The 11,859-nt window shown below is 60.6% G+C and carries 13 protein-coding genes; 5 read left to right on the top strand and 8 right to left on the bottom strand.

From position 1 onward, the window contains the following. Nucleotides 1-304 precede the first annotated feature (304 nt). From PSUB009319_RS13990 to ftsY, 5 genes are all read right to left on the bottom strand, one after another. A complete protein-coding gene (locus PSUB009319_RS13990) occupies nucleotides 305-994 on the bottom strand; it encodes a hypothetical protein (protein WP_260392982.1) in 690 nt (229 codons plus the stop codon). Between the two features lie 738 nt (nucleotides 995-1,732). Further along, complete coding sequence (locus PSUB009319_RS13980; RefSeq protein WP_124382825.1) at nucleotides 1,733-2,167, bottom strand: hypothetical protein; 435 nt, start codon at nucleotides 2,165-2,167, stop codon at nucleotides 1,733-1,735. After that, nucleotides 2,148-3,140: a M35 family metallo-endopeptidase gene (locus PSUB009319_RS13975; protein ID WP_124382824.1), complete on the bottom strand. Its 993-nt coding sequence runs from the start codon at nucleotides 3,138-3,140 to the stop codon at nucleotides 2,148-2,150. The genes PSUB009319_RS13980 and PSUB009319_RS13975 overlap by 20 nt, the downstream gene beginning before the upstream one ends. A gap of 11 nt (nucleotides 3,141-3,151) precedes the next feature. Beyond that, nucleotides 3,152-3,514 (bottom strand): PAAR domain-containing protein, encoded by a 363-nt coding sequence (locus tag PSUB009319_RS13970; protein WP_124382823.1) that lies wholly within the window; start codon nucleotides 3,512-3,514, stop codon nucleotides 3,152-3,154. 250 nt (nucleotides 3,515-3,764) lie between these two features. Then, complete coding sequence (gene ftsY, locus PSUB009319_RS13965; RefSeq protein WP_124382822.1) at nucleotides 3,765-4,925, bottom strand: signal recognition particle-docking protein FtsY; 1,161 nt, start codon at nucleotides 4,923-4,925, stop codon at nucleotides 3,765-3,767. A gap of 60 nt (nucleotides 4,926-4,985) precedes the next feature. Here ftsY and PSUB009319_RS13960 point away from each other — a divergent pair, with 60 nt between their 5' ends. The 5 genes from PSUB009319_RS13960 to PSUB009319_RS13940 all read left to right on the top strand — a co-directional run bounded on the left by PSUB009319_RS13960 (nucleotide 4,986) and on the right by PSUB009319_RS13940 (nucleotide 9,617). After that, nucleotides 4,986-6,482 carry a pitrilysin family protein gene (locus tag PSUB009319_RS13960; RefSeq protein WP_185453470.1) on the top strand — a complete coding sequence of 499 codons (1,497 nt, stop codon included), beginning with the start codon at nucleotides 4,986-4,988 and terminating at the stop codon, nucleotides 6,480-6,482. Further along, entirely contained in the window at nucleotides 6,482-7,834 is a 1,353-nt protein-coding gene (locus tag PSUB009319_RS13955) for a pitrilysin family protein (RefSeq protein WP_124382820.1), read from the top strand. Before PSUB009319_RS13960 ends, PSUB009319_RS13955 begins: the two co-directional genes overlap by 1 nt. Nucleotides 7,835-7,916: 82 nt before the next feature. Further along, nucleotides 7,917-8,594, top strand: a complete 678-nt coding sequence (gene rsmD / locus PSUB009319_RS13950) for a 16S rRNA (guanine(966)-N(2))-methyltransferase RsmD (RefSeq protein ID WP_124382819.1) — start codon at nucleotides 7,917-7,919, stop codon at nucleotides 8,592-8,594. A gap of 199 nt (nucleotides 8,595-8,793) precedes the next feature. Continuing rightward, entirely contained in the window at nucleotides 8,794-9,297 is a 504-nt protein-coding gene (gene coaD, locus PSUB009319_RS13945; protein WP_124382818.1) for a pantetheine-phosphate adenylyltransferase, read from the top strand. Nucleotides 9,298-9,356: 59 nt separating this feature from the next. After that, nucleotides 9,357-9,617, top strand: coding sequence for a YfhL family 4Fe-4S dicluster ferredoxin (locus tag PSUB009319_RS13940; RefSeq protein WP_124382817.1), 261 nt, complete (start codon nucleotides 9,357-9,359; stop codon nucleotides 9,615-9,617). A gap of 67 nt (nucleotides 9,618-9,684) precedes the next feature. Here the strand turns inward: PSUB009319_RS13940 and PSUB009319_RS13935 are convergent, their stop codons facing one another. The 3 genes from PSUB009319_RS13935 to PSUB009319_RS13925 form a co-directional block, all read right to left on the bottom strand. Further along, entirely contained in the window at nucleotides 9,685-10,329 is a 645-nt protein-coding gene (locus PSUB009319_RS13935; protein WP_124382816.1) for a DUF4124 domain-containing protein, read from the bottom strand. 26 nt (nucleotides 10,330-10,355) lie between these two features. Then, nucleotides 10,356-10,958 (bottom strand): aminoacyl-tRNA hydrolase, encoded by a 603-nt coding sequence (gene pth / locus PSUB009319_RS13930; RefSeq protein WP_124382815.1) that lies wholly within the window; start codon nucleotides 10,956-10,958, stop codon nucleotides 10,356-10,358. A gap of 169 nt (nucleotides 10,959-11,127) precedes the next feature. Beyond that, on the bottom strand, nucleotides 11,128-11,754 hold the full coding sequence (locus PSUB009319_RS13925; RefSeq protein ID WP_124382814.1) for a 50S ribosomal protein L25/general stress protein Ctc: 627 nt from the start codon (nucleotides 11,752-11,754) through the stop codon (nucleotides 11,128-11,130). Nucleotides 11,755-11,859: the final 105 nt, after the last annotated feature.

The raw sequence follows: 11,859 nt of genomic DNA, 5'->3' as shown, positions 1-11,859 counted from the left end.
GATGAAAACCCCGGCTGAGGCGTTTGCTTTAGCCGCTTAACTTGTGCAGGTTTCGCTGGGTCAATACACATGCGCCAACCACAACAGCGGCTAACAGAAGCGTCGGAGCAAGGATTCTCACGACCCCTACTTTGCGTAAAATCGTTTCTCCTTCACGCGTTTAGAGTGAGATAAACCCACGGCAATGTCCTCCGGGCTGACCATGCCAAAGGCTGACCACCGAGGGTCATAGGCAACGATTCCCACCAAGTTCAGCACGTCGGCTACGTTTTTGACGAACAACTGTTATCCAGAAGGCTGTCCGTCACTCCTGAATCTCGAATTGAAAGGGGATCTCAGGGCGCGTGAATCGTAATCGAAGCTCGTCGTGGATGGGCACAAAGCGTTGATGCTCAAAGGTGTAGTACGACAATTGCAACCCCACGCGGCTCTCTTGTTGAGCATCAAGCAGATAGGTGTTCTTCGGAAAGGCAATCTTCCCATCCTTTGTTACCGTGATCGCACGGCATGACGAAAGCAAGCTCGGCAAATGCAGGAACGTCGCTTTTCCATTGGCCGATATTGGATTGAGTAGCAGATAGATCTGTGTGTGTCGAGCGGCCTCGCCTGAACCATTACTTGCACCCTCTACGCAGAGAGCGGCCGGATGATCGTTTGTCTTTGAAGCTAGAAATACATCTGCGCTGGGTGGGTAAATATCTGATGGATGCTCCTCAGGAAAGGTTGTCGCTCGCGCAAAGCGATAGGTTGCGCCGTTGACTACGATACGATTTCGCGCAATTTCGATGCGCGCGGGCTTGCCTTCCAGAGAGGCTTGAAGTTTCACGTAGCTACCGAGCTCTCCAGGAATGGCATAGATGGAGTCCCTATCGAACTTGATTGCTTCGCTGAACACTGCATGAGATTGCGTGGCATAAAAGCTGCCGTAATCTTCAAAAATTTCCGTGGCGCAAGCATTCTTAGCCAAGGCGATCAATGTCACTGCCAAGGTCACTGAGAATCTCATCGGTATGCCTTTCCTCCCGTGGCGCTCAGGTAGTCTGGGTTGTGTTTCCAGAACACTGCCTAGAGACATGGATAGAAAAATGCCGCTGAGAAACGGATTTACTTCTATCTCTGTTTTTCTTTATTCTTCCTCTTCTTTACCATTGCGACATCTCTAATAGATTGTTAAGAAATGAATTTTGTGTCTTCCTGAGTTCATAGAGGCATCCCTCATAAATTGCAGGATACATAGTTCCGTCGGAATCATTTTCCCATTTTGCGCCCGCATCTCGTTGTAGCGCGCAAAATTTCTCGGCGTGCGATTGCGAGGTCATGTATTCGTCCAATAGTCGAGCATGAGAATTTCCGTGGGGAATTGATTTGGAAACGCTCTTGTAAATTCTCGCGTTCTCTTTGGTGAGATTAATTCTTAGTGCTTGGTAACATTGTGCATCCCCATATCCGCCCCCAAGGTGCTTCAGGCAATCGGATTTGTTATCTGCAGCCGAAAAAGCGAAGCCCGATAAGGTTATCAGGATTGGTGCGACTATTTTAGTGAGATGCATCATAAACGCCGGTTGTGAAAAGTCGTGCCTCCGAAGCGCGCCTTGCGCGGACTCGGGTGTTGCTCCCGACGCGCCAGGTCGGCAAGAACGCCCCTCTTGTCACGTAGTCAGCCGTGGATGCGGCCGCTACATGCAGGAGCGCGGAGGAGAGGAGCTTGCGCATTGAGGACAGCCAAGCTCGCTTATCTCTTGGTAGACATGTCGCCGTCAGAGCAGCACGGGTTGGGGCACGCAGGCAAGATCGAGATCTCGACTCGCCGTCCGTTTTCTACATCATCTGACCGGTAGACGCCGTAGTGTTCATCCACCGGCACTTGGTTGAAGTGTTGGGTTTTCAGGATGGACACGACGGCTTGTAAGCGTGCTTTTGCCAGCGCACGCGCGTTACGCTCATGGTCTTCTGCCCGCCCATCGACCTGAAGCACCTCTTGCGTCGGATACTTGATGCGCTGATCTACCATCCAATTCGCTAGGCGAAGTATTTCCGACGAAGATACCGCAGCGGAACCCGAAGAAAAGTACACATCAAAATTCTGACCTGGCATGCAGGCATACGTGACGCCAGCACTCAAGAGCAGAAACGCCGCCAGCGTATTTCTAATCTTCATAGATGACATAACCGGCGATGCTATCGGCGTTATGGAGCGTGATCTCCGGGTTGGATTTCGCAAGGTCTCGGCACTTCCTCATGAAGTAAACAGGATCTCCGGTGTTCATGGTGTCGTGGAAGTGCGATACCTCATGAATTAGCGTAGATACCTGCGAGTCCATGCTGTAGGCGAAGTCTCGTAGCTCGCAGAAATCCAAATGAATGGCGATCGTATGCGTTGCCGTATCGGGTGCGCATACCTCTGCGACAACCCCGAGTTTTCTCTTTGAGTCTGAAACGCAGCCGACATGCGCCATGGCCGCCCCAGAATAGCGAACAAAATTGTTTGGAGTTAGCCCACCGAGTATATGACGTATGCGGGCAAGTCCACCGGCTAGATAGTCCCGCGTTACACCGTCGCTATTACCGAACCACTGGGCGACGCGAACCCGGGCGGCGGTAGACCATCCTGCTAATTCGGTTAGGCGCTTATCGATAAGCGACACAGCTTTGTCTCGTCGCTGCATGACCATCTGAGCGAACTCCGCGTTGCTCATGTTGGGGCAGATCAATTGGGGATCGTCTTCAAGCGTCGATTTCTGATCTGTCTCTTTGAGCGACGATGAGGGCAACGACACCCGGTTATGGCCTCCCAGCGGCGCGGTGAAGGCTGACTTCGCACTCACCGAAACAGGCATTCCACTGCCCGCTCGATTCACCGCAACCCGAAACTTGTCCGTCGAAGCAATCGCGCGAGGGGGATTGGCGCATTTGCAGAAGATCCACGCACCTTGAATGGCGAGCTGGCGACCGCCCGGAAGCCCGAACGCTGGGTAGGCGTCATTGACTAGGCGGCCCATGGATTTGCAGGCTGGGCAAGTTGTCAGATCCCCTTCCGCAGCCACCTCTTTGCCGTGGAACCGCATCCTGCCGGTGGCAGTTATGACGCCACCCGTCGTAGTTAAGTCACCATGCCTGAGGCCGGGGCGCATGTCTTCCATGATCGGCCCCCTCAGATCACGCTGCCGGTCGCCGGCTCCGGATGGTACGCCGGGTCAAGCAGGCCGATGATGGGCGCGTCCGCCGGTTCATCGAAAGTCAGGGCCGTGATTGGCGACGAAACAATGGTGTCGCCGTTGCTCAGTGGGCTGCCAATAATCGCAACGGGACGATCGTCGTCCACCATCGCCATGCCCGCACCCGCGGTAATGGCAGTCACGCTGCCGTCTGGGTGGACAGCTTCATCGCCCACGAGCAGGAGCGTGTGTCCGCTATCTTGGACGCTGCAAGAGCCCTGAATGACCTCGCCGCCGTTGGCTGTTTTCGCGCCGTTGAACGCCGCAACGTAGACCTTGCCGGATTGTGTGTCTTGCATCTGCCATCTCCAATGGAGGACTTCGCTGAAGTGCTCCATTGGAGCAGCGCCATGCGCTGACTTTCAATCAGACAATTCCAATTCAATGGGTGTTTGAAATCAGCGCAGGGCGCATGCTGGCCGGAGGCTACTAGTTGAGCCTTAACACGCGCGACGTGCTGGTAAATGCTGAGCGCCGATACGTTCGGCCGCAAATAGAAACGCCCTGAACAATTCAGGGCGTTTCTGTGCAACAAGGTTTCGCAGGACGTTATCCCAACAGCGCATCCGCAAATTCGCGCGCAGAGAACGGCTGCAAATCCTCCACCTGCTCGCCCACACCAATGAAGTACACCGGCACCGGCCGCTGCCGCGCGATGGCGGCGAGGATGCCGCCCTTGGCGGTGCCATCCAGCTTGGTAACGATCAGGCCCGTCAGGCCCAATGCTTCGTCAAACGCTTTCACTTGCGCCAGCGCGTTCTGGCCGGTATTGCCGTCAATCACCAGCAGCGTTTCGTGCGGTGCCGTGGCCATGGCCTTGGCGGTCACGCGGCGCACCTTCTTGAGTTCTTCCATCAGATGCAACTGCGTTGGCAGGCGGCCGGCGGTGTCGGCCATGACGATGTCGATGCCGCGTGCGCGCGCTGCGTTTACGGCATCGAAGATCACGGCGGCCGGGTCGCCCGATTCCTGCGCCACCACCGTCACGTTGTTGCGCTCACCCCAGATCACGAGCTGCTCGCGCGCGGCGGCGCGGAATGTGTCGCCTGCGGCCAGCAGCACTGATTGGCCGTAGGTCTGGAAGTGCTTGCACAGCTTGCCGATGCTGGTCGTTTTGCCGGCGCCGTTCACGCCTGCAATCATGATCACCATCGGCTGCTCGCGGCCGAGCACCATGGTTTTTTCCAGCGGATGCAGCAGTTCGACCAGCAGGTTGCGCAGGGCGGTCTTCACGCCTTCGGCGGTTTCAATGCGCTCGGCCTTGATGCGGCGGCGCAGTTCGCCCAGCAGGTATTCGGTGGCGTCGACACCGGCGTCGGCCATCAGCAGCGCGGTCTCCAACTCTTCGAACAGCGCTTCGTCCACCTTCACGCCAACGAATAGCGTGGTCAGGCCTTTGCTCGTCTTCGACAGCCCCGAGCGCAGGCGCGACATCCAGCCCTTGCGGGCCTGTTCGATCACGGCGGGCGTGGGCACGGTTTCGATATCGTCGACTTGCACGTCGAGTGCGGGCTGCGTGACAGGTGCATCTGGCACGGCGATCGGGGCCGGTGCGGCGATAGGTGCGGGTGCTGCAACCGGGGCAGGGGCGGCGGCCGGGGTAGATACCGGCGCAGGTATCGGTGCCTGAGCGGCCTCGGGCGCCGCTGCGGGTGTTGGCTCGGCGGCCGGCTGGGGCTCTGCCTTGCGCTTTTTCCAGAAACTAAACATCGTAAAAGGCAGTCTATTTCGCCGTTAGAATCAAGCGTCGAATTTTATCAGACAGCCCTTATGCGCTCTTCCATGCGAATTGTTTCAAACCGGGCCCGGTCGCGAGCCTGGAAAGTGGCCGCGATGGCCCTGGCGGCGGGCCTGTTGGCCGGCCATGTTGGCGCGCAAGAGCTGGCGGCTGTACCGGGGCGCTCGGTGGCGGCCGCCAGCGGCGCCAAGGTGGGCGCCAGCCAGTCCGATACGCACGAATACAAGCTGCCCAACGGGCTGCAATTGATCGTCAAGGAAGATCACCGCGCGCCCACCGTGGCGCACATGGTCTGGTATCACGCGGGCAGCATCGATGAGCACAACGGCACCACGGGTGTCGCGCACATGCTCGAGCACATGATGTTCAAGGGCACCAAGGCTGTCGGCCCCGGCGAGTTCTCGCGCCGCGTGGCGGCCCTGGGTGGCCGCGAAAACGCCATGACCACGCGCGATTTCACGATGTACTTCCAGCAGATCGAGAAATCGCACCTGGCCGATGTGATGGGGCTTGAAGCCGATCGCATGGCCAATCTCCAGCTGACCGACAAGGAGTTCAAGCCGGAGATGAACGTGGTGAAGGAAGAGCGCCGCATGCGCATTGATGATTCCGCCCGTTCGACCGTCTACGAGCAGATGCTCGCTACGCTGTTCAACGCCGCGCCGTACCGCAACCCGACCATCGGCTGGCCGGGCGATCTCGACACGATGACGGTGCAGGACGCGCAGAACTGGTACCACGCCTGGTACACGCCCAACAACGTCACCGTGATTGTCGCGGGCGATGTGAACCCCGATGAAGTCTTCCGCCTTGCGCAACGCACTTACGGCAAGCTCAAGCAGCACGCGCTGCCGCGCCGCTACGCGCAGGAAGAGCCCAAGCAGATCGGCGTGAAGCGCATCTGGGTCAAGGCGCCGGCCGAGAACCCGTACGTGGTGCTGGCCTACAAGGCGCCGCGCCTGAATGATGTGGAGAAGGACGTCGATCCGTACGCGCTGGAAGTTCTCTCGGCCGTGCTCGATGGTTATGACAACGCGCGCCTGCCGAGCCAGCTTGTCAAAGGTGAAAAGCGCATCGCCGATGACGTCAACGCCGGCTACGACGGACTGAACCGTGGCCCGTCGATCTTCCTGATGGACGGCACGCCCACCGACGGCCACACCACCGCCGAGATCGAACAGGCCCTGCGCGCGCAGATCGAGCGCATTGCCAAGGAGGGCGTGACCGATGCCGAACTGAAGCGCGTCAAGGCGCAGGTCGTGGCCGCGCAGATCTATAAGCGCGATTCAGTGTTCGGCCAGGGCATGGAGATCGGCATGAACGAGATGAGCGGCCTGTCATGGCGCACGCTCGACCGCCAGCTCGAGAAGGTCAAGGCGGTTACGTCGGAGCAGATCCAGCACGTTGCCAAGACGTACTTCAGCGAAGACAACCTCGTTGTGGCCACGTTGCTGCCGCAACCGATCGATCCCAACAAACCGGCGCGCAAGCCTGTTCCCGGCATGCGCGAAGAAGGAGGGCTGCGTTGATGCGCGCCATATCCGTGACCCTGAAGACGGCGCTGGTCGCCATTGTTGCCGCGGCGGCACAGAGCGCGCTGGCCGCGCTGCCCATCGAACACTGGACAGCCCCGACCGGTGCGCGCGTGTTCTTCGTGCCGAGCCCGTCGATCCCGATGCTCGACATCAACCTCGATGTGGATGCAGGCTCCCGCTATGAGCCGGCGGCGAAGGTAGGCTTGGCTTCATTGACCGCAGGCATGCTCGATAAAGGCATCGCTGCCCAGGGCAACGCCCCGGCACGCGATGAAGCGGCGATTGCCGATGCGTTTGCCGATGTGGGTGCGAGCTTTGGCGGCGGCGCGGGTGGGGATCGCACGAGCCTGCGCCTGCGCACGCTGTCGGACCCGGTTGAGCGCGGCCCGGCCATCGCACTGATGACGCAGATCGTCTCGGCACCGACTTTTCCCGATGCCGTGCTCGCGCGCGACAAGCAGCGTCTGGTGGCATCCATCCGCGAATCGCTGACCAAGCCTTCAGTGCTGGCCGAGCGCGCGTTCGGCAAGGCCATCTACGGCACGCATCCGTACGGGCAGACGGCTTCGCCGGAAACCGTAGAGAGCATCACGCGCGACGACATCGTGCAGTATTACCAGGCCAACTACACGGCCAAGCGCGCGGTGGTGACGCTGATCGGTGCGATCAGCCGCCAGGAAGCCGAATCCATCGCCGAGCAGATCACACGTGGCCTGCCTGCTGACGGTGCCACGCCCCCGGCGCTGCCCGAGGTGAAGATGCCGTTGGCGAAGGCCGAGACGACCCGCATTCCACACCCGGCGCTGCAGGCCACCATCATCCTCGGCCAGCCCGGCATCACCCGCAGGGACAAGGATTACTTCCCGCTGCTGGTTGGCAACTACGTGCTGGGCGGCGGCGGCTTCAGCGCGCGACTGACCAACGAGGTGCGTGAAAAGCGCGGCCTGACCTACAGCATCGGCAGCTACTTCGCGCCTGCCGCGCAGCCCGGCCCGTTCGAGCTGGCCCTGCAGACGCGAAAGGACCAGACCGAGGCAGCGCTGACCGTGGTGCGTGACACCGTCGCCAGGTTCGTCGCCGACGGCCCGACCGATGTGGAGTTGAAGGCGGCCAAGGACAACCTCGTCAACGGCTTCCCGCTGCGCCTGGACAGCAACCGCAAGCTGTTGGACAACGTGGCCAACATCGGCTGGTACAACCTGCCGCTCGACTACCTCGATACGTGGACGCAGCGCATTGCCGCTGTCACGCGTGACGAGGTGCGTACGGCGTTCCAGCGTGTGCTGCAGCCGCAAACCATGGCGACGATCGTGGTGGGCGGTCCGGAGAAACAGGCAGCGAACTGACGTTCCCGCGCTCCGACCGAAAAAAACCGGCGGTTCTCCGCCGGTTTTTGTTTGCGAGGCAAGAGCCCCTACAATCGCGCCCATGGCATCCCGCACTCCAAATCGTTCGATTAGCGCCAAGGGCCCGAAGGGGCCCAAGGCCAAGACCGCCACGTCGCATGCGCGCGCACCGCAACAGGTGCGCATCATCGGCGGGCAGTACAAGCGCACGCCGCTGCCGGTGGTCGACGCCGACGGCCTGCGCCCGACCAGCGACCGCGTCCGTGAAACCGTCTTCAACTGGCTCGGCCAGGATCTGGGCGGCTGGCGCTGCGCCGATATCTTTGCCGGCACCGGCGCGCTCGGCTTTGAAGCGGCTTCGCGCGGCGCCGCCCAGGTGACGTTGATCGAAAACCATGCGCCCGCCGTGCGCGCGTTGCACGCCATACGCGACAAGCTGGGCGCAAACATGGTCGACATCGTCTCTGGCGACGCTTTTGCCTGGCTGGCCCGCCAGCCCGATGCTGTGTTCGATGCAGTGTTCATCGATCCGCCGTTTGCGCAGGATTGGACGCTGCGCGCACTCGAAGTGGCGACCCGCGTGGTCAAGCCCGGTGGGGTGATCTACCTTGAAGCTGCGCAGCCGCTGGTGAGTGTGAGCACTGATTCACATGGCGACGCGCCGCCCGCTGGTATCCCGCTGCCTGCCGATTTGGTGGTGCACAAATACCTGCGCGCTGGCGCCGTACATGCACATTTGCTGCTCCGCAAAAACGGTTAAACTACGCCGCTCGCAACCGATGCATGGGCATCGGGAGGCACCTGCAACGCAGGCGCCTTCTCGCCCGATATCTGGTGGCGCAGGCGGCAGGTTCGGGACCTGCTGCGCTCGATAACGCAACGGTGTCCGAACGCAGTACAGGCGCGGCCATGTCCCACGCCGCGCCAACGGATGCTCTTTTCCCCTTGGTGGAGGAACCATGGTGATCGCGGTTTATCCCGGCACTTTCGATCCGTTCACGCGCGGCCACGAAGACCTCGTGCGGCGCGCATCCAATATCTTCGACGAACTGATCGTCGGTGTAGCGCAGAGCCCGAACAAGCGGCCATTCTTCGCGCTGGAGGAGCGCATCGAGATCGCCCGTGAAGTGCTTGGCCATTACCCGAACGTGCGGGTCGAAGGGTTTTCCGGCCTGTTGAAGGATTTCGTGCGCAAGAACGGCGCACGCGTGATCGTCCGGGGGCTGCGTGCCGTGTCGGACTTCGAATACGAATTCCAGATGGCCGGCATGAACCGTTATCTGCTGCCGGACGTGGAAACCATGTTCCTCACGCCGTCGGATCAGTACCAGTTCATTTCGGGCACCTTCGTGCGCGAGATCGCTATTCTGGGGGGCGACGTCAGCAAGTTCGTGTTCCCCTCGGTTGAAAAGTGGCTCAACGAAAAGACCGGCAAGACGGAAGGGTCTGGCAAATCGGAATAAAATGACGCTTTGGCGGGCGTGTTCCCCATGCGCCCGCCGGTCATTTCAAGGAAGGCATCATGGCGCTCATAATTACCGATGAGTGCATCAATTGCGACGTATGCGAGCCTGAGTGTCCTAACGGCGCGATTTCGATGGGCCCGGAGATCTACGTGATCGACCCGGGTAAATGTACTGAATGCGTCGGCCACTTTGACGAGCCTCAGTGCCAGCAGGTGTGTCCAGTGGAGTGCATCCCCAAGGACCCGGCCCATGAGGAAACGCGCGAGCAGTTGATGCAGAAGTACATCAAGCTCACCTCCACGCCACGTGCGGCGTGAGCAAAAAAGAAGAGACGGCCCATGCCGTCTCTTTTCATTGGTGTGTGCTGTTCCGTTGCTAAGACGCTTACTGGATCGGCAACAGATCTTCCGGCCCGTCATACGCGTAGCCCGGCTCGCAGACGATGCGGTAGTACGGGAAATGCGGGTGGGGTGGGCGCGGCAAGATCGGTGTTGGTGCCACGGGCGCTTGCGCGAATGGCTTGGGGCCAATGCCAGGTTGGCGTAGCGTGGGCGGCTGGCGGATCACTGGCATCGGCGTTGGATAGGGCTGCGGATACGGCTGCGGATAAGGCTGCGGGTATGGCACTGGCCCCACGTAGACGCGATGGCAGTAGCGAACGCCTTCCTGCGCGACTACCACTTTCTGCCGTTGCTCGCGGCGCGCCTGTTCAGCGGCCTGCGCCGCGATCTGGGCTTGGCGGGCGTCTTCAGCGGCCTGTGCCTTGAGCCGGGCGGTTTCCATCTCCTGAACTTGCGCAGCCTCAGTGCTCGCGCGCTCGCGTGCGGCTTTCTGGTCAGCGGCAGTCGGTGTGTTGTCGATGAGCGGCACCGCCACGGAGCGCGGTCCGCAAGGGTGATCCGAGTACACCGTCTGCCCGCCTTCCTTGCAGCGATACACCTGCGCGTGCGCCGGCAGGCTGGTCGCCAAGCCGAGTGCCAGACCCGCCAGCGCGGCGGCGCGTGAGGTGAGCGTGGCGAGCGGCGTCATGGTATGTCCTGGATGGTATGGGCGGATCAGCGTGCCGTATGCAGACGCATCATGGCTTTCTCAGCGTTGCCGGCAATCAGTTCGGGCAGCGCATCCAGACTGTGATCGATGGCACGATCGATGAGGTCCTGCTCTTCCTTGCGCGGCGCTTTGAGCACGAAGTTGGCGACGTCGTGCTGGCCGGACGCTGCTGTGCCGGGGGGCAACAGGTTGCGTGGATGACCGATGCCCAGCCGCAGGCGCCAGAACTGCTGCGTGGTCAGATGCGCGGCAATGTCCTTCAGACCATTGTGACCACCTGAGCCACCGCCGAGCTTGAGCTTGACTGCGCCGGGCGGCAAATCCAGTTCGTCATGCACGACCAGGATTTCATCCGGCATCACCTTGTAGAAGCGGGCCAGGGCCACAGTGGCCAGGCCCGAGCGGTTCATGAAAGTTTGCGGCTGCAGCAGCCATACCTCGTTGCCCCAAAGGTTGGCGCGGGCCGCATAGCCGTGAAAGCGTGTCTCATTGCGCAGCGTCACGTTGCCCATGCGCGCGAGTTGGTCGACCAGCCAGAAGCCGGCGTTATGCCGCGTCGCCGCATATTCGGCGCCCGGATTACCGAGGCCGACGATGAGTTTGATCATGCGATTGGTGTCAGGTTGAGGTGCGGGAAGCGCCCCTTGATCGTACAAGCATAGCTGCTTTCCTCCGCCTGAAGGCGGGGTGGTTCCTGCCGCTCAGGCAGAAAAAAAGCCCGGCGAGACTGGCTCGGCGGGCTTTTTTTGACTCGCACCGAAGTGCGAGGTGCGGCACTTAGGCTGCCGGCTTGTCTTCGCCTGCAGGAGCAGCGCCTTCTTCTGCGGCAGCGGACTTTTCGCCGGCCGGCACGCTGATGTTGGCAACAGCCGGGTTCTCATCGCCACCGTGGGTGAGGATAGTCACGCCCTTCGGCAGCTTCAGGTCTGCAATGTGCAGGGTCTGGCCGATTTCCAGGTTGCCCAGGTCCACTTCGATGAACTCCGGCAGGTCGGCCGGCAGGCACGACACTTCCACGTCGTTCAGGATGTGGTTCACGATGCCGTGGCCCAGCTTCACGCCCGGTGCGGTTTCCTGGTTCAGGAAGTGCAGCGGCACCTTGACGTGGATCTTTTCCTTGGCCGACACGCGTTGGAAATCAACGTGCAGAACCAGTTGCTTGAACGGGTGCAGTTGGAAGTCGCGCAGCAGCGCTTTTTCCACCTTGCCGGCCACTTCGATGTCGAGGATCGACGAGTGGAAGGCTTCCTTCTTCAGCGCGTGGTACAGCGCGTTGTGATCGAGTTCGATCAGCTTCGGCTCGGTGCCTGCGCCGTAAATGATGGCCGGGGTCTTGCCCGAATTGCGCAGGCGGCGGCTCGCACCAGTGCCCTGAACGCTACGCTCGAAAGCGACAACTTTCATGATTGCTCCAAACGAAAAAGACGACTCGCGACCAAGCCGTCTGGTGAACGGGGCGCCATATTGCGCCCCGCGGACACCGCAGAAGTACCGTCTAGCCGACGTTTT

This window comes from Ralstonia sp. SET104 (genome assembly GCF_003851545.1).
Taxonomy (GTDB): Bacteria; Pseudomonadota; Gammaproteobacteria; order Burkholderiales; family Burkholderiaceae; genus Ralstonia.
This window is presented reverse-complemented; position numbering and strand designations above follow the sequence as displayed.